The sequence below is a fragment of the Hymenobacter sp. BT559 genome (genome assembly GCF_016427535.1).
Classification (GTDB): Bacteria; Bacteroidota; Bacteroidia; order Cytophagales; family Hymenobacteraceae; genus Hymenobacter.
In genome coordinates this window covers 412,662-433,281 of the sequence record NZ_JAELXV010000004.1, presented here as the reverse complement: position 1 = coordinate 433,281, position 20,620 = coordinate 412,662, and the positions used below count along the sequence as shown (strand labels likewise).

Sequence of the window (20,620 nt, the reverse complement as noted above, 5' to 3'; positions counted from 1 at the left end):
GCGGGCGGTACTTTCGGCTGGGTTTTATTGTTAAGCTACCGTGCCCGACTTGCTCCCTACCCCCGCCCACCGCCCCGACCTGCTACGCGTATCCTACGACGACTACCGGGCCCTGCCCGCCATTGCCAATTCTGACTTGTCGCGCCTACGCGATGCCCTCGATGGCCGCCCCCCGCGCACCGATTCGGGCTCGGGCGCGTTGAGCTTTGGCACGGCCTTTCACACGGCCTTGCTCGAGCCCGATGACTACCGCGCTGGGCAGCCTGGCCTCAACGATACCCTTGTGTGGTGGCTGGTGGAAGGCGTGAAGCTGAATACGGAACTCAACCAACTGCTTGCTCAGGGCCTCACCGAGCGTAGTGCCCTCTTTACGGAGCCCACCACAGGCACGCTCTGCAAGCTGCGCGCTGACCTCGTGCTCGACCAACCCGGCCAGCCCTATACCGTTATCGATTTTAAAACTACGCTGGCTCGCGATGCCGACCACTTCCGCTGGCAGTGCTCGGCCTATGACTATGACCGTCAGGCGGCTTTTTATACCGATGCCCTGCGGGCCGAGCGCTTCCTGCTAGTAGGTGTGCAGAAGGTAGAGCCCTTTGGCGTTTTTCCGCTCGAAGTACCGGCCGAGATGCTGGCCGAAGGCCGCCGCAAATACATGAACCTGCTCAAGCTACTACAAGCTCCTGCTACGGCGCCTGCCTACCGGGCCGCAGCAGTGCAGGCCGCCGTAGCAGCCCTAGGTCTCTAGCTGGGCCTACAGTTTAGCAAAGCAGCTTACCCGATTAAAGAGCGTGCTGACTCCGGTTGGTCAATTCTCGCAGCAGTGCTTTCAGGCTTGCTGGGTCGGCTAGTTGCGGCAAAAGGTAGCCTAGGTAATCCAGCTCAGCCCGCAAATCTCGTTTGAGCTGGCGCAGGCGGGTGCGCTGTTGCTTCTCGGTACCGCTCCACGGCGCGGTAGTATCGGCCCGTTGCGCCGCTACTAGGTCTTTTGCTAGTTGCGCCTGCTGCTGGGCTAAGGCCTGGGTGTAGCGGTGCAACAGGGCTTCCGTTTCAGCCATAGGGGAAGTGGTGGCCGGTGCGTCTGCCAACAGGGTCAGCAAGGTGGCTAGGTCGTTAGCGGCATACGCAGCCGTGATGCGCTGCATCAGTTCGGTTTGAGCGCGTTGTGTGGGCTCGTCGGCCTGGGCCGCGCGGTCGGGATGATGCAGGCGGGCTAATTGGCGGTAGGCCGTTTTGGTATTTTGGAGCAGTGCTTGGTCTTCCGTATCGGCAGCTTGGGCCTTGGCGGCACGAGCAGCTTGCGCCCGCTGCTGCCGCTGGGCACGCGCTGCCGTCGCGGCCTGCTCATGAGCGGGCAGGGGAGACGCACTCCCATCTTCGGCTTCGGCTCTCAGCGGCGGCTCAGTTGGAACTGGTGCCGGTGCATAGCGACCTAGGATAACCGCTTCGTCCTCACCAAACCGCTCTTGCAGGCTGTGGGCATTTTGCACCAGCAAATCGGTTACCTGTTGCAGTTCAGCCCGACTTAGATACCCATCCAGCAACGCTTTTTCTAACGGGGCATATAGTGCCCGCCGCGCCACCACTGTAGCTGCCGCCAGGGGTCCCACTTGCCGCCAATAAGCTTGGCGCGTGGCCGCTTGAGACGCCCGCAGGCTGTGAAGCTGCTCGCGAAGCTCTTCTACCGCTCCAATGGCCTGCCGAAAAGCTTGCTGGGTTGGGGTACCAACTGGCTCAGCCGCTATAAGGCGTTCGGGCAGCGGTCGGCGTAAGGGAAGGGAAGAATCAGCCATCACAACAAAAGTAATTGGCAGTAGAAATACAGCGCTTATTATACAGTAAGAGTAATTGCGTAATTCACTTTACTAAGTATGTATTATTAATTGTTTTATTAAATTGTAATTAGGAGGTGCTAATTACTAATTTAAAAAATAACTGAAATAATTTTTTAAATTAGTTGGATATATAAAAATTGTTCGCCTACCTTTGTCACACTAAACCACCACAGCCATGTATCACCTCACACTCAGCCGCCGGAATTCGGATAAGATGCAGCCAGAAAGGCTGCCGCTGCTCGGTACATGTGCCTGCCGCTAACCCTAGGTTAGCACTGCCACTGCCCGAGCCCCTAAGCTCGGGTTTTTTTGTGTTTAATCGGTTCATTAGCCGCTTATTCCTTCTTTGCCCGATGTCTTTTATCCGCCCCAGTTACCTGCTGCAGCAGCTTTCGAGCCAGCCCTTACGCGGTTGGAGTAAGCGGCACGGCCAAGCTTTTTCTTTGCGATATAAACGCTAGTAATTACTAGCGCCGTTGCATAAAAAAAGCCTGGCTATTACAAGCTGGGCTTTTTTGTGTAATTACAAAACGAATAAAAACGCGTTTTTATTCGAAAGGAAAAGTATTGCCTTTGTAATTCAAAAGTAATTGCCAGCGGAATTAAATAATTTCCTATTTATCATCTCTGCCTCCACCCACCATGCGCTTCAACTTTAACTTTCGCAAAGCGCCGCCTGCCCCTGTTCGCAACCACGAAGGTGCACCTGCCTACGTACTCACTCCGGCTCTGGAGCTGTACGCTGCCGTAGCCACGGCCGCCCTCAGCGACCAGTTTTACGAAAAGGCTGACACTCGCCTGGCCCGTTTGCGCGAGCTGGTGGCGAAAAACGAGTCGCAGTTCGTAGCCCGCTTGGCAGTGTATGCCCGCGAGCAGCTCTACCTGCGCTCGGTGCCGCTGGTGCTGGCCGTAGAGCTGGCCCGCATTCACCGGGGCGACAACCTGGTGAGCCGCCTAGTGGCGCGGGTGGTGCAGCGGGCCGATGAAATCCCGGAGCTCTTGGCCTTCTACGCCCAGGCCAACGGCCGCAGCGGAACCAAAACCCTAGGGCGGCTCTCCAAACAAGTGCAGCATGGCTTGGCGCTGGCCTTCAATAAGTTCGATGCCTACCAATTGGCTAAGTACAACCGCGACGGAGCCGTGCGCTTGCGCGATGCTTTGTTCCTGGTGCACCCCAAGCCGCGGGACGAAGGCCAGCAAGCGGTATTTGACCAACTAGTGGCCGGCACCCTACCCACGCCTTATACTTGGGAAACCGAGCTGTCGGCCGCCGGGCAAGTCGATTACGCCTCGCCTGCCGAGCGCCAGGCCGCCGTGGCTCGCACTTGGGAAACCCTCGTTACCAGCGGCCGCCTGGGCTACATGGCCTTACTGCGCAACCTGCGTAACTTGCTGGAAGCTAATGTGAGCGCCGACGTGCTAGCCCACGCTTGTGCCACCTTGGCCAACCCCGGCCAGGTAGCCCGCGCCAAGCAGCTGCCCTTTCGCTTTCTGGCCGCCTACCGCGAGGTACTGGCCCTAGGTAGCGGCGCGACGGCCCCGGTGCTAGCAGCGCTCGAAGCAGCCATCTCGGCCAGCGTGGCCAACCTGCGCGGCTTCGACGGCACTACCCGCGTGGTGGTGGCCTGCGACGTGTCGGGTTCGATGCAGCAACCCATCTCGCCGCGCAGCAAAGTGCTGCTCTACGATGTGGGCCTGGTGCTGGCCATGTTGCTGCAAAGCCGTTGCCAGCACGTAGTTACGGGCATCTTCGGAAATACTTGGAAGCGCATTGCCCTGCCCCAGGGCCAGGTGCTGCGCAACGTGCAGGAGCTGTACCGCCGCGAGGGCGAAGTAGGTTATTCCACCAATGGCTACCTCGTGATTCAGGACTTGCGCCAGCGCCGTGAGGTGGTAGATAAGGTCATGATTTTCACCGACTGCCAGCTCTGGAGCGGCAGCGGCGTGGAAGTAGCCCAGGAGTGGGCCGCCTACCGCGCCAACGTGGCGCCGCAGGCTCGCCTCTACCTCTTCGACCTCGCTGGTCACGGCCCCACCCCGCTCGACGTGCGCGCCGAGCACGGCGTGGCCCTCATTGCCGGCTGGTCCGACAAGGTATTCGACGTGCTCGCGGCCCTCGAAAACGGCGGCGACGCCCTCACCGAAATTCAGAAAATCGAGCTGTAGTCCAAGCTGCACGGCCGGGCAATCAAGCGGAACCCCCGGCCGCTACCGCTCGCTCTGAAATCGGTGCCGTAGTCAGGGCATACTTCGTTGCGGTCCGATTGGGGTAGCCTTGCCCCGTCGGAAAACGGCCGAAAGGTCGGTAGCCCTGGCGTCTGTCGCCCGATTTCTAAGCGGCTATAAGCTTTTCCTGACCTCCTTTTTCGTTATGCTGAGCACAACCTAATGCGATAAGGATTAAAGCTTCAATATCTAATGACTTCCCCCACATGAACCGCGACTACCGCCAACAACTGGCCCGCGAAACCCTGGCCGCCCTGGAAAACGGCTACTACCCCGGCCCCACTGGCCGCGTCGAGTTTGCTGAAGCCCAGCGCGCCGCCCAGGCCAGTAGCCGCCTCTACCGCCCCGCCGATGCGGCCGACCTGCTGCGCGAGCTAACTTGGCCCGCCGGCCCGCTGGCCGAGGTGCGGGTGCAGAATGCTACTACGCTCGAAGCCGCCGCGCAGCTGGCGAACGAGTTTGGTAGGGTAGGGGTCCTGAATTTTGCTTCGGCCCGCAACCCTGGCGGCGGCTTCCTAGGTGGCAGCCAGGCCCAGGAGGAAAGCCTGGCCCGGTCGTCGGGGCTATATCCGTGCCTCACGCAATTTGCTGAGATGTATGCTTATAATAGCCAGGCCACGAGCAAGGCACTCTACAGCGACCATCTCATTTACTCGCCCGGCGTGCCCGTGCTGCGCACCGACGGCGGCCAGTGGCGACCTAGGCCGCTGCTGCTCGACATCATCACGGCCCCAGCTGTAAATGCTGGCGCGCTGGCCCGCAACGCGCCTCACTTGCTGCCGCAGCTAGTGCCCACCATGCGCCAGCGGCTGCGGCTGGTGCTGGCCGCCGCCGCGCGCCACGGCGTAGAGGCGCTGGTACTCGGGGCCTGGGGCTGCGGCGTCTTCGCCAACGACCCGGCGCAGGTGGCTCAGCTCTTTGCCGAGGCGCTGGCCGACCCCGCTATTCGAGGCCGCTTTCGGTGCATAACCTTCGCCATTTTTGACCCCAAGCCGCCGCACGCCGTGCTGCGGGCTTTTGAAGAAGCCCTTGATTACAAAGAATTGGCAGCATAATTGTACCACCTTCTAAACGAGCATTTTCTATGCTACACAACTTAGGCAAACGACTGACCTCTTAAGGACAGCCGCTGGCCGGAACGGACTACCGCTGGGGCCTTGCTGCCCCGGCGGCCCGTTCCACACCTAGGGTCAACTCCTTCTTAATCAGGTGCCGTAGGTCGGCGCTACTTCGTGGTCGGTTTCGGGTGCTGCTGCGGTAGTGCCCGCGGGTTCGAGTCCCGGCGCTGGCACTGGCTAGCGGCAAATAGTGCGCTGGCCGCCTGTTGCCCTGTATTTCTTTCTTGCTGCCGGGTGTCGTAGCCGGGCGTTCCTTCGGGTTATAAGTTCGATTCTTATCTCGGCCGCTACTTACAAAAATTGGCTGAGTAGCTCAATGGTAGAGCAGTAGTCGCAGGCGACTTATTACCCCGGCAGCTTGAAAAGGTGTTGACCTAAAATCTTCTTTCTGACGTGAAAACAGCTTTTCTGCCGGTTGGCTGATTAGTACTAAAAAACGAGTGCCGTAGGCGAGCCTTACTTCGATTGCGATTCGCCGGGTCGCGGGTTCGAGCCCCGCCGCTAGTTACTCCGGCATCTACTGTAGCTCAGTTGGTTAGAGCAGGATGGCTCGTCGCCTGTCGCCTCGTTTCCCTTTTTTATTTGGGTGCCGTAGCCCGGCCATACTTCGATTGCGATTCGCCAGGTTGCGGGTTTGAATCCCGCCGGTAGCGGCCTAGACTGCCGCCGTAGCTCAACTGATAGAGCAGGACTGTGGGCCGGGCGCTTGTTGCCCCAAAAGAAAAATCAAAACCCAGTGCCGTAGGAAGGCGCTACTTCGCTTGGTGAAATCTGACTGTTAATCAGAGTTGGGGTTCGACTCCCTGTTTTCTAGGTCTTGGCCTGGAAAATGCCGCCGACCGCTTGTTGCCTGGATTGCTTTTTAAATGGTTTTACTACCTAAGCTGGTGCCGTAGCAGGGCCTTACTTCGTTTCGGGACGACGGGATTGCGGGTTTGGATCCCGCTCGCTGGACTGCTGTAGCAACAATTTCCAGCGATAGCTTAAAATGGCAAAGCACGTATTGGCAGGCTTTGCGCTTGTTGCCCAGCTTAGTTAGTAATCGCATTGGGTGCCGTAGGGCAGCGCTACTTCTAGATTCCGTGGCCTCCTAGGCTGCCGCAGGTTCGAATCCTGCCCGCGCCTGCCGCCCGGCGGCGCGGTGGCTGAGTGGCTGAAAGCAGAATTACTACGCCAAGTCGCTGCTCGCTTATTGCCCCATTTTTTGCCTTTAACTCATTGTATCACGCTAGCTATCAGGCTGGCCAAAACTTAACTGCACCATGCAAAAAGACATTGCTCCTGCCGCTCAGACTATGTTTTTCTCGTTCCTCTCACCCCCCTAAGCCGGCCGCCCCTGGGCCACGCCGGCCCTGCATTCATGGCAAACCGACACAAACCTATTCCCTGGCGCGTGCGCGTGGCCCAGGCCGCCGATGTGGCCCTAGCTCAGCGCCCCACCTGGGAAAAATGGCCGCTGCCGCGTCAAATCAATTTTCTGCTTTCGGCCGAAAGCACGGTCGAACTCAACCGCCTGGCCCAGCCGCATACGGTGCTGGCCGCGCTGCACCGCCACCTAGGCGGCTACCCAGCCGATGAACAGTGGCGCATCGCGCACTTGCTGCGCCAGTTGGCCATGCGCCGCACCGCGCTGTTCGCGCGCCCCGAGCTGGCGCCGGCCCTCGTGCAAGTAGGCCGGCACTACCACCGCCGCCGGCGCGAGCTAGACGACTGGCAACCGCCTTCCAAAAACGCCTTTCGGCAGCTTGATAGCCTGGTGCGCCACCTCTTCGACGGCTTTGGCGATGTGCCAGCCTGGGTGCGCCATTGCTGGGGCCAGGCCCCCGACCTACGCAACGACCTCTGCCCAAGTACCCTGCTAGTGCACCTAGGTAGTGGCCAGCCGCTGCGCAGCTTCGCAGGGCTGCCGGTGCGCCTCAACAAACGGCAAGCACATCTCATGCAGCAGGCCCCGGCCGGCTGCACCTTTCACGAGGCCTACCGCTACGCCCAACTGGCCGAGCGCGGGGCGCCCGAGTACCTGGGCGTGGTGCTGGCCTCACCGCTGGGCCGCTTTCCCATCGGCGCCGACGACGACACGTACTTGGCCGTGCTTGAGCTCTTTCGGGCCGAGCCGGAGGTAGACGCCTGGCAGTTTGGGCCGGTGTGCGACTACGTGCGCCTGCGCCGCTACCAGGGCACGCCCACCGAGCCGCCGCAGCCCGGCTTCTCGGTGCGGGGCCGCTCGCTGGCGTCGCTGCTGGCCAGTACGGCCCGTTGGCAGCGCAGCCTCGGCCGCGGGCGGGCCAATCCGCACTTCAACCAGCTACTCGCTACTACCTGGGTAGGCTTGCCGGTGCCGGACTTTGTGGGCGGCGCGGGCGACTGGGTGCGCATCCGGCAGCTACTGAGCTACCCCGAGCTGCTCGAAGAAGGCCAGCAGATGCAGCATTGCGTGGCGTCGTTTATGCAACGCTGCCTGCGCGGTCAAACGGGCATCTACTCGCTCACGCTGGGTGGGGCGCGTAAGCTCACGCTCCAGGTGTCGCCCGAGCGGCGGCTGGTGCAGGTGCGCGGCAAGCACAACCGGGCCCCCACCGCCGAGGAAAGCGGCTGGGTGCTGAGCTGGCTGATGCAGGAAGGCATCAGCGCCATTGACCGCGTGTGGGACCACTATTACGCCTTGGCATAGCCCACTCAATTCAAAAGCTAGCCGGATGCCGTAGGCTCGCGCTACTCCGACCTGTCACGTCGGGCCTACCTAGGCCCGTTGCGCGAGCCGCTTGTCGCTCCGGCTTTTTAATAGTGCCTAGTGCCTAGTGTGTAGTGCTTTGTAACAGCCGCTACATACTATGCACTAAGCACCAACCTCTAAGTACTAAAAACATGGCCTCACAACTACGTGGCAATGACTTGCGGCAGCTCGGGTTTCCCGAGGGCCGCGCTATCGGGCTGGCGCTGGCGCAATTGCAGCGCAAAGAACACAAGCGCCTGCCCCAAACCGAGCAGCTGGCGCTGCTCAAAACCATCCTGACTAACCCGAAAGACTACCTCACCGACCTGGCGTGGAGCCACACGGCGGCCGCGCTGCTGCCGGCCCCCTCGCGCCACGTGGCGCTGGTGCCGCGCAAGGAGTACGCCACTTTTGGGGCCGAGCATATTGAGCAGGGTGCCATCCACCAGATGGAAGTGGCTATGAAGCTGCCCGTGACAGTGGCAGGCGCCCTCATGCCCGACGCCCACCACGGCTACGGCCTGCCCATCGGGGGCGTGCTGGCTACCGATAATGCGGTGATTCCTTACGCCGTGGGCGTGGACATCGGCTGCCGTATGGCGCTCTCGGTATTCGACCTGCCAGCCAAGTACCTAGGGCAGCGCACCCAGGAGCTGCGCAACGTGCTGCTCGCCAATACCCGCTTTGGCGGTGGGCGCGGCTGGGACCGCGGCCAGCGCCTAGGGCACGATGTGCTGGACCGCGACGAATTTGCGACGGTGCCATTTCTGAAAAACAAGCACGCCACGGCCGTGGAGCAGCTCGGTACCTCGGGCTCGGGCAACCACTTCGTGGAGTTTGGGCTGGTCGAAATCACCGACCCAACCAACGGCCTAGGGCTGCCTTTGGGCCAGTACGTGGGTGTGCTCTCGCACTCGGGCTCGCGCGGCCTGGGTGCCAGCGTGGCGAATCATTACACCGGCTTGGCCCGCGATGTATGTAAGCTGCCCGCCGAAGCGCAGTACCTAGCGTGGCTGGGCCTCGACACCGAGGCCGGCCAGGAGTACTGGGCCGCCATGACCCTAGCCGGCGACTACGCTTCGGCCTGCCACGAGCAAATTCATCGCCGCCTGGCCAAAGCCTTGGGCGAGAAACCCCTAGCGAAAGTGGAAAACCACCACAACTTTGCCTGGCGAGAAACGCTAGCCGATGGCCGCGAAGTCATCACGCACCGCAAGGGCGCCACGCCGGCCGGCGCGGGCGTGCTCGGTATCATCCCCGGCTCCATGACGGCGCCCGGCTTTATCGTGCGGGGCCGCGGGGTGCCGGCGTCGCTGGCCTCAGCCTCGCACGGGGCCGGGCGACTTATGTCGCGCACCCGCGCCAAGGCCGAGCTCGGCGAAGCCGAGGTGCGCCGCCACCTCGCCGACTACGGCGTGGAGCTCATCGGTGGTGGGCTCGATGAGGCCCCGATGGCTTACAAAGACATCCACACCGTGATGGCCAGTCAGCGCGAGCTAGTGAACGTCCTAGGTTCGTTCACGCCCAAAATCGTGCGTATGGACGGCGCCTAATTATTCTGGCTGTCTCGAAATCCAGCTAGTCGGCTAGCCGCGTAAATGGGGCAGGCTCTTTGGAGTCGTGTTTTCATAAGTAGAAAGGCCTTCGCTATTGGTGAAGGCTTTTTTATGACTGCCTAGGTACCTAGAACGTTACCAGAACCTAAGTAGGCGTGGCGGGTGTCACTACCCGCACGGCATCGCCCACCCGAATAATTCCGCCCTGCGCAATGTGGGCCGTGAGGCCGCCGTGCCCGCGCATGGCGTTGTAGCCACCGGGGCCGAGTTCTTCCTCCATGCGCGAGCAGGGGTGGCACTCGCCCGTAATGTCGAGCAATACCTCGTCGCCAATCTGAATTTGGCGGCCCTTGAGGGCCAGTAGGTTGAGGCCGCTCACTACTAGGTTGCGTCGCAGGCGGCCCGGTGCCACGGGCTCGGGCAGCCCTAGGTAGCCCGCCACGGCGCCTAGGTGCTCGTGCTGGATGAGGGTGAGTTGGCGCTTGCCGCCGGGCTTGGGGCTGGCGTGGTCGCCGGCCAGGCGCTGGTCGGTGAGTACTTCGGCCTCGAGCACGGCCAGCAGCTCGGCACGGCGGGCGGGGCGCAGGCCTATCCATTCGAGGCGGCCTTGTTGGGGCAGAGTGGCGAGCAAGCGGGCCACGGTCGACTTATCGTCGCCAAAAAACGGGAAAGCCATGTAGTTATTCGATAGTAATAAGAAGTAGAAGGCAGCCTAAAGCGGTAACGGTGAAAGCAGCTTAGCAGGTGAAAGAAACCGAAATAAAGCAAGTCGTGGCCTCAACTTAGCCGCCAGCCTTGCGTAAACAACCCAACGCTAGCCGCCGCGCTCCACAGCGGGCAGGTGCTGGCACTAGACCTGCTTTCTAACTCAAAATTCTGTTGTTTATGGCTACGCAAGCCTCTCCCAAAACCAAAAAAGAAGATACCAAAGGCCTGACGACGATGAAAGGCGCTGGTGAGCCGCAGACGAATTCGGCGGTGAATATCCAACCGATTCTCAACCAGCAGGTGCAGGCCCCCAACCCCACGCAGCGCTTTGGCACTGTGAGCCAGCGCCTGCCCATCGGCCTCGACGACCATGTGCGCCTGGAAAGCGTGCAGATGCTAAACCAGCTGCTCGCCGATACCATCAGCCTGCGCGACCTATATAAGAAGAGCCACTGGCAGGTAGTGGGCCCGACCTTCTACCAACTGCACTTGCTGTTCGACAAGCACTATGAAGAGCAAGCCGAACTGGTAGACACTATTGCCGAGCGCATCCAGATTTTGGGTGGCGTGGCCGTGGCAATGGCCTTCGACGTAGCCGAGATTACCAGCATTCCGCGCCCTCCGCGCGACCGCGAAGAAGCTCCTGTGCAGATTTCGCGCCTGCTGGAAGCCCACCAGATTATCCTGAAAAACTGCCACGAATATGCTAAGAAGGCCGACGAGTCGGGCGACGATGGCACCAATGACCTGGTAGTAAGCGATGTAATGCGCGCCAACGAGCTGCAAGTGTGGTTTGTATCGGAGCACGTAGTTGAGTCGCCGCTGACCAAGGCACAATAGTTCTTTTGACTAGCCTACCGTAGTGCTAGCAGTAAGCCCGGCCCCACAAGGCCGGGCTTTTGCGTGGGCGGCTACCTAGGTGGGCTACCTGCCGCGGAAACAAGCTAGTATCTTTGGGCCTCTTTTCTTGCGTGCGCCATGTTTTCTGCCCACCCCAACCCTGACCCTACGGCCCCCGCTAGGCCGCTGCTGCGGGCACTGCCGGGGCTGGTGCGGTGGCCCAACCTGGCCATTATGCTACTGAGCCTGGTGCTGGTGCGCGGGCCGCTGCTGCAACCCGGCCGGCCGCTGGGAGCCACCCTGCTGGCGCCCAGCTTTGGGCTGCTGGTGGTGGCAGCGCTGCTGGTAGCTGCCGCGGGCTATATTATTAACGACTATTACGACGTCAAGATTGACGCCATTAACCGGCCCGGCCGGCTGGTGGTGGGGCGGCTGCTGGGGCGGCGCAAGGCCATGCTGGCGCACGTGGTGCTTAGTGGGGTAGGGGTGCTGCTGGCCGCGGCCTTGTCATGGCGGCTGGGGCTCGTGACCCTTGGGGCGGCGCTGCTGCTGTGGGGCTACTCGGCTCGCTTCAAGCGCGTGGCGCTGGTGGGTAATGTGAGCATTGCCGCCCTTACGGCGGCGCTAGTGCTGCTGCCCGAGTTGCAGCTGCTAACGGGCCAGAAAGCCGTGTGGCTGTATGCACTGGCGGCTTTTTTGCTGACCGTGGTGCGCGAAATAATAAAAGATATTGAGGACATGCGCGGCGATGCGCAGCACGACTGCCACACCCTGCCGCTGGTGTGGGGCGTGGTGCGGAGCAAGTGGGTAGCCGGAGGCTTTCTAGCGTGCCTAGGCGTGCTGGTGCTGGGGGCTACCTACGAGCTGCTAAGCCTAGGGCGCTGGGCCCTAAGTGCTTGGCTACTGCTATTGGTGCTGGTGCCCCTGGTATGGCTGGGCCGCCTGCTGTGGCGGGCCGACCGCCGCCGGCACTTTAGGCAGCTCAGCGCCTGGTGCAAGGGTATTATGCTGGCCGGGGTGCTGAGCATGCTGCTGGCCTAACGGCGCCTTGAAACGTAGGGAATTAGCACTATTTGCCAGTTGGGCTTGCCGCCCGGCCGGGCGCCTAGGTATGCCTTAGCCAACCAGCAGGGCCCTAATTGCGTTGAGGCCCTCACTACTTCTTTTCTTCATCATTATATGCGCATTTTTCCGCTGCTGCTGGCAGGGTTACTAGGTGGGTCGCTCGTGAGCCAAGGCCAGGGCCTGCCAGCCGGCCAGCCCGATACTACCCGCACACCTGGTACGCCGCCTCCCCCGCCCGCTAACATTCCTAAGCCGGCCAAGCGAATCACGATTCTGCCCATCCCCGTGCTGTTTTACCAGCAGGAAACGGGCGTTGGCTACGGCCTGGGCGGGCTGCTGAGCGGCCGCTTTGGTACCGACACACTCACGCGCGCCTCCAACGCCCGTGTGCAGTACTGGACCACGCAGGAAAGCCAGAACCTGCTCCAGTTTGTGCACACCATCTATTCGCCGGGCGAGAAGTTTTATCTCAACGGCGAGATTAGCTCCTATAAAAACCGCCTCTACTACTTCGGCATCGGCAACGATGTGTCGAACAGCAACCGCTCGTTTCTGGACTTCAACCTGTTCATTATCAACCAGCGTTTCCAGAAGAGCATTGCTCCCAACCGGTTCGTGGGCTTGCAATACCGCTTTTCGCGGGTGTACAACATTGCGCCGCAGCCTGGCCGCGTAAATGACAACGGCGACGAGATTGGGGGCATCAATTATTTTCAGCAGGGTGACCCGCGCCTTGACGACCGCCAGCGCCAAAACTTTGGCGTGTCGGGCCTAGGTCCGGTGTTCACCCTCGACACGCGCGATGTGGCCCTAGGTGCCTCGCGGGGCAACCTGCTCGACTTGCAGGTGATGTTCAACGGCAAGTACATCGGCTCGGACTACAACTTTGTGCGCTACCAGATTGACGCCCGCCACTTCCAGCCCATCTTCGGCAACAGGACTATTCTGGCCCTGCAGTACCTCGGGCAGTTTCACTCGGGCACGGTGCCGTGGCACGCGCTGGCCGGCCTCGGCGCTAACCTAGGCGGCACGCTCTACGACAACGCCAACCTGATGCGCGGCATCTACGAACAGCGCTACCGCGACCGCCAAATGATGACCGCCCAGGCCGAGCTACGCCAGCACTTGTTCTGGCGCCTCGATGCCGCCGCTTTCCTAGGTGTGGGGCAGGTGGGCTACAACATCAGCGACTACACCTTTGGGGGTATCCACACGGCGGGCGGCGTAGGGGCGCGCTTCAACTTCATCCGGCGCGACCGCGTGAACCTCCGCTTCGACTACGCCTTCGGCAAAGACCCTGGCTTCTACTTCGCCATTGGCGAGGCCTTCTAGGGCTGAGCTAACCTAGCTGTAAGGCTTCTGGCTAACTTAACTCGTCAAAAAAGCCGCGTGGCCGCTTGGGCTGCGCGGCTTTTTTGTGCTCGGTGTCAGCTACGTCTGCGCCGCTAGCCTAGGCTTTATCTTGGCTAAAAGCACTAGTTTTTTTATAAAAAATTGGATTTTGCTAAACGGTTGCCTTTGAATAAAATACCCAGCTTATTTTACTGCTACCGAGCTTAAAGTAGAAGCCGTTTGGGCCTCATAGCCAAGCAGTGGCCTATCCCAGGCGCGCAAAGGGGCGTACACCGGCTACCCTATGAGCAATCTTGCTACGCCCGCCCGCTTCCACGCCACGCGTGAAGCCATGGCCACCCCAGCACTGCTGCCTCGGCAATCCCGGCTACCACGGCCCCTCACCACGCCCGCGCAGCTAGCGCGAGCCTTGTGGCGCCAGCTGCCGCCGCCTGCCTCTGAGCTAAAAGCCTGCGTTATCATCCCGGCCAAGGATGAGGCGCACCAACTGCCCGCTACCCTGGCCGCGCTGGCCGCCCAAACTACGCTCGACGGCACCCCCCTGCCCCTAGGGTGCCTAGAAATAATCGTGCTGGCCAACAACTGCCAGGACCACACCGCCGCCGTGGTGCGCCAACTGGCCTATTGCTACCCCGGCCTGGCCCTGCACGTGGCCGAGCTGCAGCTGCCCGGCGAACTGGCCCACGTGGGCCAGGCGCGCCGCCTGCTCATGGATGCCGCCGCCCAGCGCCTAGAGCTAACTGCCGGCCCCGGGGGCATTATCCTTAGCACCGATGCCGACACGCTGGTAGCGCCCGACTGGCTCGCCGCGTGCCAAGCCGAAGTAGCGGCCGGCGCCGCGGCCGTGGGGGGGCGCATTCTTACCCGCCCCGGCGACCCTGAGCCCGAAGAGCTGGTAGCCGTGAACCCGTGTAGCGAGCCCCTGGTGAGCGATGCGCTGGCCGTGCGCCGCACCCAGCTCCGCGATGCTACCTACTACCTACTGCGCAACCAGCTAGAGTGCTTGCTCGATCCCTGCCAGCACGACCCCTGGCCCCGCCACCACCAGCACTTTGGCGCCAGCCTGGCACTTACGGTGGCGGCTTACCGCCAGGTAGGCGGCCTGCCCGTGGTGCGTTACCTCGAAGATGAAGCCCTGTGGCGCGCCCTGTGCCGCCACGACCTGCCCGTGCGCCACAGCCCTAGGGTGCGCGTGAGCACCTCGGCCCGGCAGCAAGGCCGAGTAGAGGTGGGGCTGTCGTGGCAGCTGCGCGAGTGGGCTGCCAACGCCCAGGAGCAGCGCGAGCCCGAGGTAGAGTGTCCGCGCCAGCTCGCCGCCTTGTGGCAGGCCCGGCGCGAGCTGCGTGCCTACTGGCAGCAGCGCAGCCAGCCCACGCCCGCAGGATTCCGTGAGTGGGCCCTGATGTTGCGCGTGCAGGCTGGAGATATGTATGAAAGGCTGCACGCTGCTCAATCGTTCGGGGCGTTTTGGGAGTGGGTGCTGGGCACGCGCGCCAGCGCCGTGCTAGAGCAGCCTTACGACACCCGCGTGCCACTCGGCGAAGCCCTGGCTTGGCTGCGCCAAGCCGTGCGCCAAGGAGAAAACTACTGCTAGCGCGGCCGCCAGTTGCGCGACTTAGAACTAGGAACGGCTCGCAGGTTGGGCGGCGCACCGTGCGCCGCCCAACCTGCGAGCCGTTTTGCTTGGGACAATTGCGAGAGCCCTAGGTTAGTTTTTTTCCAGCAAATCGAGGCGATACTTGTCGTGGCGCTGGCCGGTGAGGTGGCGTAGCGGGCCGCCCGGCTGAGCTTTGGCCAGAAAAAATTCGTGCACCTCGTCGCCAGTCTGGGGGTAGTCGGGCACCACGGGCGTCCAGTGTACCAGCAGAAGCTGGCCCCCCGTTGGCAGGGCCGCTAGCATCTGGTCGGCGGCGCGGGCTAGGTCGGCCGGCGAGAGGTAGTAGCCTACTTCCGATACCAGAATAAAATCAAACTCTCCTTCGGGAAACTCGTTAGGCACCTGCAGCTTCTTGATTTCGACCTGCGGCAAATTGGCGCAGCGCTGCCGGGCCTGGGCCAAGGCCGCCTCGCTCACGTCTACGCTCAATAGATAGCCGCAGCGCGGCGCCAGCTGAGCCGTGAGCACCCCGATAGAGCCGCCAATCTCAAAAGCGCGGTTGTAGTGGGAGCGAGGCAATGCGGCTAGGGTCGCCGCGTATTTTTCGCGCTCGTAGGGGCTGCTGGCAAACTGCCAGGGGTCAGTGCTGGCCCGGTACACGTCGTCGAAGTAGTGGGGGGCGAGGGTGTTGGGCTGGTTCTCGTTCATGGGGTGAGAGCTTCTAGAAAGACTTCGGTGGGCTGGGCAAAATGCGCGAGCATAGATTCGGACAGCAGAAAGCCGCTGGGGTCGTCGGTGATGATGCCCGGCGCCAGCTGCGAGCGGTGCGCCCGAATGGCGCGCTGCTTTTGGGCTAGCACGGGCACTATGTCGAGCTGAAAGCCGACGGCCTCCTCCGCACTAGGTAGGTCTTCGGGGGCGGCGCGCTCCCAAGCCCACACCACGTATTCGACGCGGCGCGGGGGCTGCGGCAGTTGCGCCAGCGCCGCGGCCGTGAGCTGGCTCGTGGCGCGGTGGTCGGGGTGGGGGTCGCGGCGCCAGGGCACCAGCACGGTGTCGGGCTGCTTTTCGCTTAGAAAATCAGCCAATTGCGCCGCCGCTTCCGCAAAGCCGGGCTGGCCTTCGGTGGGCAGCGAGCCGTCGAGCAGGTGCAGGTAGCGCACGTTGTCGTCGCGCTCGTCTACCCCCAGCACGCTCAGGGCGTGGCGCAGCTCGGCATAGCGCAGCTCGCGCCGGGCCACAGCCGAAAACTCCTGCGAGTGGGGATGCGACTGGCTGCCATCGCTGGTGAGTACGGCGGCCACGGGCTGGCCAGCTTGGCGCAGCAGCGCCAGCAAGCCACCGCAGCCCAGGGCCTCATCGTCGGGGTGCGGAATGATGATGACAGTGGCCCCTAGGGTCGCGGCGAAGTCGGCGGGCCGCTTAGGGTAGGCCAGGAAAGGGGAGTCGGGAGAAGACAAGGAATTCGAAGTAGAAGCGGAAGAAAGCAGTTCGGCCTACCAAGCCCAAGCTATAGTGGCTGCCACAGCTCGAAGCTGGGCTTATCCGAATCCAGTGCAAAGCGGCCGGCATCGGCTAGGATGGCGTCGGGGGCAGGCTGGCGCAGGTAGTGCGTGAGGTCGCGGTGCAAGCGCTCGAAGGGCTCGGGCTGCAGCAGGCCCCGTGCCCCCACCGAGCGCTCGGCCAGCTGCAAGGTGCGCAGGCATATTTCTTCGGTGGCCGTGCGCATGAGGTTGGCGTAGGCCAGGGCCGCGCTGGTGGCGTCCGGGGCAGGAACATCGTTGGCCTGCACGGGCAGCGGCACGCGGGTAGCGGCGCCGCGCAGCCAGCCTTGGCCGGCTTCGTGCATGGTCAGCATCTCGCCCAGGCGCTGGCGCTGGTAAGGGTCATCGGTGCGGCCTAGGCTGCGCAAAAAGCGTCGGGTTTCGTCGAGCACCGCCGCGGCGCCGCCCAGCTGCACGGCCGCAAAGCGCACCGCCCCGCCCCCAAACCAGGGCTGTTTATAGTAATCATTGGGTGTGCCCAGCAGGCAGTCGCTTTCGATTTCGAGGCGCTCGAAGTCGGCGATAAAGCTAGCCGTGGCCCGCATACCTAGGGGCCGCCAAAAGCTGCGGTCTAGTGCGGGGCGTTGCTCATCGGCGGGTAGCACCAGCATTTGCCAGCCATGGTTGCCAGGCAGCGCGCCGGTAAGCAGCGGCCGCGTGATGTGGCCCGAGCCCGAGGCAAACGTCTTGGCGCCGTGCAGGCGGTAGCGCCCATCGGCCAGAAACTCTAGCCGCACGCCGCGGGCCGGGTTTTCGGTGTTCCAGACCCCAAACACGTGGCCCGCCCGGGCATCGGCCGCAAACCGGGCCACTTGGGCCGGCGTGCCAAAGCGCTGTATCAGTAGCAACGCATTGACGTGGCCTTCAAAAAGACGTCCTACGGCTAGGTTGCCGCGGCCCACGTGGTAGAGCACTTGCAGCAGCGCCAGCGCAGCGGTGGGCTCGCCTAGGCCCATGCCACCTAGGGCGGTGGGCAACGCGGCCGTGAGGAGCCCGGCCTCGCGCAGCCAAGCAAATTCCTGGGTCGGAAAACCGCCTACTTGGTCAGTATCAGCGGCGCGGCCCAGCAAGTGTGGAGCCAGGCGAGCGGCCGTAGCTACGGCCAGGGCCGGGCCAGGTGGACAGCTGGCGCACGCCACGCCCAGCGGAAGTAAGGGCGACAGCGACTGGGCGGTAACAGCCGATGGTAAGTCCTTTAGCATAAAATAAGAGCGCGAGTCGGTCAAAATGAGTGCCGTATGAACTAATCTTAACTGTAAAAGGGCCCTGCGAGTTACCTCCAGCGTACTAAATGCCGAGCGCTAGTAGGCCGGCGGGCAGCTTGGGGACGCCTGCTAGCGGGTGTACCTTCGCGGCATCAAACCGCTTACTGCACCGGCCTAGCCCGGCCGCCGCCCGCGGTTTCTCCATCTTTTGCGCTTCACTGCTCCCCGTTTATATGTCTGACCAACCCATTCGCGCCGCTCTGCTTTCCGTGTACCATAAAGACCGGCTGGCCCCGCTGGTAGCCACGCTCCGCCGCCTCGGCGTGCAGCTGTACTCAACCGGCGGTACCCAAACGTTTTTAGAAGAGCAAGGCGCCGAAGTCACGGCCGTAGAAGACCTTACCGGCTTCCCTGAAGTATTTGGTGGCCGCGTCAAAACGCTGCACCCCAAGGTGTTCGGCGGTATTTTGCACCGCCGCCACGAGTCTGGCGACCTCGCCCAGGCCCAGCAGCACGGCATTCCGCCCATCGACCTGGTCGTGGTTGACCTGTATCCGTTCGAAGAAACCGTGGCCAGCGGCGCGCCCGAGGCCGACGTAATTGAGAAAATCGACATCGGCGGCATCTCCCTGCTGCGCGCCGCCGCCAAAAACTACCGCGACGTGCTGGTAGTGAGCTCGCGCGACCAGTACGAGGCCGTGACTGAGCTGCTCGAAAAAACCAACGGCAGCCCCAGCCTGGAAGACCGCCGCCACTACGCTGCCGCGGCCTTCGCCGCCACTAGCCACTACGATACCGAAATCTTCAAATACGTCAGCCAGGGCACTAGCCTCGAAGGCGGCAGCCAAGGCGCCAGCACCGTGCTGCGCTACGGCGAGAACCCCCACCAGAGCGGCGCCTTCCACGGCGACCTAGGGGCCCTATTTGACCAGCTGCACGGCAAGCAGCTGAGCTACAACAACCTCGTGGATGTGGATGCCGCCGTGCAGCTCATGCGTGAGTTTGCCGAGGGCCCGCCCGCCGTGGCCATTCTCAAGCACACCAATGCTTGTGGCGTGGCCCAGGCCGAAACCCTGCACACGGCTTATGTCAATGCCCTAGCCTGCGACCCGGTGTCGGCTTTCGGCGGTGTTATTATCGTGAACAAGGAAGTAGACCTAGCCACCGCCGAAGAACTGAACAAGCTATTCTTCGAGGTGCTCATCGCGCCGAGCTTCGCCGCCGATGCGCTGCCCCTGCTGCAAAGCAAGAAAAACCGCATTCTGTTGCGTCAAAAGCCGGTTGACTTCCCCAAGAAGCAGATTAAGACCTTGCTCAACGGCGTTATTGAGCAAGATGCCGACTTGCAAACCGAGTCGGCCCAGGACTTCCGCACCGTAACTAAGTCGGTCCCGACCGACGACGAAACCGAGGCGCTGGAGTTTGCCCTCAAAATCTGCAAGCACACCAAGAGCAACACCATTGTGCTGGCGCGCGCTGGCCAGCTGCTAGCATCTGGGGTAGGGCAGACCTCGCGCGTTGATGCCCTGCGCCAAGCCATTGAGAAGGCCGGCAGCTTCGGCTTCGACTTGAAGGGCGCTGTGATGGCCTCCGACGCCTTCTTCCCCTTCCCCGACTGCGTTGAGATTGCGGCGGCCGCTGGCGTGCGCGCCGTGGTGCAGCCCGGAGGCTCGATTAAAGACCAGGACAGCATCGACGCCTGCGACCGCCTAGGGCTGGCGATGGTGCTGACCGGAGTTCGGCACTTTAAGCACTAAAAGTTGGACGTTAGGGCGGCCGTTTCGGCCGTACCTTTGTCTATTCATTTCCTCTGCTTCTCGCCGCCTTTTCTATAATGGGCTTCTTCAACTTCCTGACCAGCGACATCGCCATTGACCTGGGCACGGCCAATACGCTTATCATTCACAACGACAAAATCGTGGTGGATGAGCCCAGCATCATTGCCAAAGACCGCACTACTAATAAAGTCATCGCCGTGGGCAGCAAGGCCCAGCAGATGCACGAAAAGACCCACGATAACATCAAGACCATCCGGCCTTTGAAAGACGGCGTTATTGCCGACTTCCACGCCGCGGAGGAGATGATAAAGGGTCTCATTAAGCTCATCGACACCCGCACGCGCCTGTTTCAGCCCTCGCACCGCATGGTTATCTGCATTCCGAGCGGCATTACGGAGGTGGAGAAGCGCGCCGTACGCGACTCGGCCGAGCACGCCGGGGCCAAGGAGGTGTGGATGATACAGGAGCCGATGGCGGCCGCCATAGGTATCGGCATCGATGTGGAGCAGCCCGTGGGCTCGATGATAATCGACATCGGAGGTGGCACTACCGAGATTGCCGTTATCGCCCTGTCGGGCATCGTCTGCGACCAGTCTATCAAGACGGCCGGCGACGTGTTCAACCAAGACATCCTCGACTACATGCGCCGCCAGCACAACCTGCTCATCGGCGAGCGCTCGGCCGAGCGCATCAAGATTGAGGTGGGCGCGGCCCTCACCGAGCTCGAACAAACGCCTCCTGACTACGAGGTGCGTGGCCGCGACTTGATGACGGGTATCCCAAAGGTGATTAAAGTAACGTCGTCCGAAATCGCGATTGCCCTCGACAAGTCGGTGGCCAAAATCGAGGAGGCTGTGCTGAAAGCCTTGGAAATCAGTCCGCCCGAGCTGTCGGCCGACATCTACGAGAACGGCATTCATCTGACGGGTGGCGGCGCCTTGCTGCGCGGCCTCGACAAGCGTTTGGCTGCCAAAACCAAGCTGCCCATCCACATTGCCGAAGACCCGCTGCGCGCTGTGGTGCGTGGCACCGGCAAGGCCATCAAGGACATCGTAGCCTTCCGGGGCGTCCTTCTGACTTAA

The 20,620-nt window shown here is 62.1% G+C and carries 16 protein-coding genes and 1 tRNA gene; 12 read left to right on the top strand and 5 right to left on the bottom strand.

All coding sequences use genetic code 11. The annotated features are described in order from the left end of the window. Positions 1-40: 40 nt before the first annotated feature. Positions 41-748 (top strand): PD-(D/E)XK nuclease-like domain-containing protein, encoded by a 708-nt coding sequence (locus JAO77_RS16280; protein ID WP_144844563.1) that lies wholly within the window; start codon positions 41-43, stop codon positions 746-748. A gap of 34 nt (positions 749-782) precedes the next feature. On the opposite strand, the gene JAO77_RS16275 is transcribed toward JAO77_RS16280, so the two are convergent. After that, positions 783-1,793, bottom strand: coding sequence for a J domain-containing protein (locus JAO77_RS16275; RefSeq protein ID WP_198991424.1), 1,011 nt, complete (start codon positions 1,791-1,793; stop codon positions 783-785). 684 nt (positions 1,794-2,477) lie between these two features. On the opposite strand from JAO77_RS16275, the gene JAO77_RS16270 reads away from it, so the two are divergent. From JAO77_RS16270 to JAO77_RS16250, 5 genes are all read left to right on the top strand, one after another. After that, on the top strand, positions 2,478-4,001 hold the full coding sequence (locus tag JAO77_RS16270) for a TROVE domain-containing protein (RefSeq protein WP_198991423.1): 1,524 nt from the start codon (positions 2,478-2,480) through the stop codon (positions 3,999-4,001). Positions 4,002-4,267: 266 nt separating this feature from the next. After that, positions 4,268-5,116, top strand: a complete 849-nt coding sequence (locus JAO77_RS16265) for a TIGR02452 family protein (protein ID WP_198991422.1) — start codon at positions 4,268-4,270, stop codon at positions 5,114-5,116. A 580-nt stretch (positions 5,117-5,696) separates the two neighbouring features. After that, a tRNA-OTHER gene (locus JAO77_RS16260) sits at positions 5,697-5,832 on the top strand. A gap of 707 nt (positions 5,833-6,539) precedes the next feature. Then, the gene (locus JAO77_RS16255) at positions 6,540-7,850 is read left to right on the top strand and encodes a PcfJ domain-containing protein (protein WP_198991421.1); all 1,311 of its coding nucleotides are present in this window, start codon (positions 6,540-6,542) and stop codon (positions 7,848-7,850) included. A gap of 194 nt (positions 7,851-8,044) precedes the next feature. Next, the gene (locus tag JAO77_RS16250) at positions 8,045-9,445 is read left to right on the top strand and encodes an RtcB family protein (RefSeq protein WP_198991420.1); all 1,401 of its coding nucleotides are present in this window, start codon (positions 8,045-8,047) and stop codon (positions 9,443-9,445) included. A 148-nt stretch (positions 9,446-9,593) separates the two neighbouring features. Here the strand turns inward: JAO77_RS16250 and JAO77_RS16245 are convergent, their stop codons facing one another. Beyond that, a complete protein-coding gene (locus JAO77_RS16245) occupies positions 9,594-10,124 on the bottom strand; it encodes an MOSC domain-containing protein (protein ID WP_198991419.1) in 531 nt (176 codons plus the stop codon). Between the two features lie 209 nt (positions 10,125-10,333). Between JAO77_RS16245 and JAO77_RS16240 the strand changes: the two genes are divergently transcribed. From JAO77_RS16240 to JAO77_RS16225, 4 genes are all read left to right on the top strand, one after another. Continuing rightward, positions 10,334-10,996 (top strand): Dps family protein, encoded by a 663-nt coding sequence (locus JAO77_RS16240; protein WP_235998461.1) that lies wholly within the window; start codon positions 10,334-10,336, stop codon positions 10,994-10,996. Between the two features lie 138 nt (positions 10,997-11,134). Then, positions 11,135-12,037: a geranylgeranylglycerol-phosphate geranylgeranyltransferase gene (locus tag JAO77_RS16235; RefSeq protein WP_198991418.1), complete on the top strand. Its 903-nt coding sequence runs from the start codon at positions 11,135-11,137 to the stop codon at positions 12,035-12,037. 138 nt (positions 12,038-12,175) lie between these two features. Continuing rightward, a complete protein-coding gene (locus tag JAO77_RS16230; RefSeq protein ID WP_198991417.1) occupies positions 12,176-13,393 on the top strand; it encodes a BamA/TamA family outer membrane protein in 1,218 nt (405 codons plus the stop codon). 304 nt (positions 13,394-13,697) lie between these two features. Beyond that, the gene (locus JAO77_RS16225) at positions 13,698-15,008 is read left to right on the top strand and encodes a glycosyltransferase family 2 protein (protein WP_198991416.1); all 1,311 of its coding nucleotides are present in this window, start codon (positions 13,698-13,700) and stop codon (positions 15,006-15,008) included. Between the two features lie 114 nt (positions 15,009-15,122). On the opposite strand, the gene JAO77_RS16220 is transcribed toward JAO77_RS16225, so the two are convergent. From JAO77_RS16220 to JAO77_RS16210, 3 genes are read right to left on the bottom strand one after another with little or no spacing between them, the layout of a single operon-like run. Then, the gene (locus JAO77_RS16220; RefSeq protein WP_198991415.1) at positions 15,123-15,719 is read right to left on the bottom strand and encodes a class I SAM-dependent DNA methyltransferase; all 597 of its coding nucleotides are present in this window, start codon (positions 15,717-15,719) and stop codon (positions 15,123-15,125) included. Beyond that, entirely contained in the window at positions 15,716-16,471 is a 756-nt protein-coding gene (locus JAO77_RS16215; RefSeq protein ID WP_235998460.1) for a PIG-L deacetylase family protein, read from the bottom strand. The genes JAO77_RS16220 and JAO77_RS16215 overlap by 4 nt, the downstream gene beginning before the upstream one ends. A gap of 50 nt (positions 16,472-16,521) precedes the next feature. Then, entirely contained in the window at positions 16,522-17,757 is a 1,236-nt protein-coding gene (locus JAO77_RS16210; RefSeq protein WP_198991414.1) for an acyl-CoA dehydrogenase family protein, read from the bottom strand. Positions 17,758-17,993: 236 nt separating this feature from the next. Here JAO77_RS16210 and purH point away from each other — a divergent pair, with 236 nt between their 5' ends. Together purH and JAO77_RS16200 are read left to right on the top strand one after the other, a co-directional pair. Continuing rightward, positions 17,994-19,517 carry a bifunctional phosphoribosylaminoimidazolecarboxamide formyltransferase/IMP cyclohydrolase gene (gene purH, locus JAO77_RS16205; protein ID WP_198991413.1) on the top strand — a complete coding sequence of 508 codons (1,524 nt, stop codon included), beginning with the start codon at positions 17,994-17,996 and terminating at the stop codon, positions 19,515-19,517. 77 nt (positions 19,518-19,594) lie between these two features. Further along, positions 19,595-20,620: a rod shape-determining protein gene (locus JAO77_RS16200; protein WP_198991412.1), complete on the top strand. Its 1,026-nt coding sequence runs from the start codon at positions 19,595-19,597 to the stop codon at positions 20,618-20,620.

Coding starts and splice junctions, on each gene's coding strand:
- JAO77_RS16210 (WP_198991414.1), bottom strand. CDS start 17,757: ATGCTAAAGGACTTACCATCGGCTGTTACCGCCCAGTCGCTGTCGCCC.
- JAO77_RS16240 (WP_235998461.1), top strand. CDS start 10,334: ATGGCTACGCAAGCCTCTCCCAAAACCAAAAAAGAAGATACCAAAGGC.
- JAO77_RS16225 (WP_198991416.1), top strand. CDS start 13,698: ATGAGCAATCTTGCTACGCCCGCCCGCTTCCACGCCACGCGTGAAGCC.
- JAO77_RS16220 (WP_198991415.1), bottom strand. CDS start 15,719: ATGAACGAGAACCAGCCCAACACCCTCGCCCCCCACTACTTCGACGAC.
- JAO77_RS16250 (WP_198991420.1), top strand. CDS start 8,045: ATGGCCTCACAACTACGTGGCAATGACTTGCGGCAGCTCGGGTTTCCC.
- JAO77_RS16235 (WP_198991418.1), top strand. CDS start 11,135: ATGTTTTCTGCCCACCCCAACCCTGACCCTACGGCCCCCGCTAGGCCG.
- purH (WP_198991413.1), top strand. CDS start 17,994: ATGTCTGACCAACCCATTCGCGCCGCTCTGCTTTCCGTGTACCATAAA.
- JAO77_RS16245 (WP_198991419.1), bottom strand. CDS start 10,124: ATGGCTTTCCCGTTTTTTGGCGACGATAAGTCGACCGTGGCCCGCTTG.
- JAO77_RS16255 (WP_198991421.1), top strand. CDS start 6,540: ATGGCAAACCGACACAAACCTATTCCCTGGCGCGTGCGCGTGGCCCAG.
- JAO77_RS16265 (WP_198991422.1), top strand. CDS start 4,268: ATGAACCGCGACTACCGCCAACAACTGGCCCGCGAAACCCTGGCCGCC.
- JAO77_RS16230 (WP_198991417.1), top strand. CDS start 12,176: ATGCGCATTTTTCCGCTGCTGCTGGCAGGGTTACTAGGTGGGTCGCTC.
- JAO77_RS16275 (WP_198991424.1), bottom strand. CDS start 1,793: ATGGCTGATTCTTCCCTTCCCTTACGCCGACCGCTGCCCGAACGCCTT.
- JAO77_RS16200 (WP_198991412.1), top strand. CDS start 19,595: ATGGGCTTCTTCAACTTCCTGACCAGCGACATCGCCATTGACCTGGGC.
- JAO77_RS16270 (WP_198991423.1), top strand. CDS start 2,478: ATGCGCTTCAACTTTAACTTTCGCAAAGCGCCGCCTGCCCCTGTTCGC.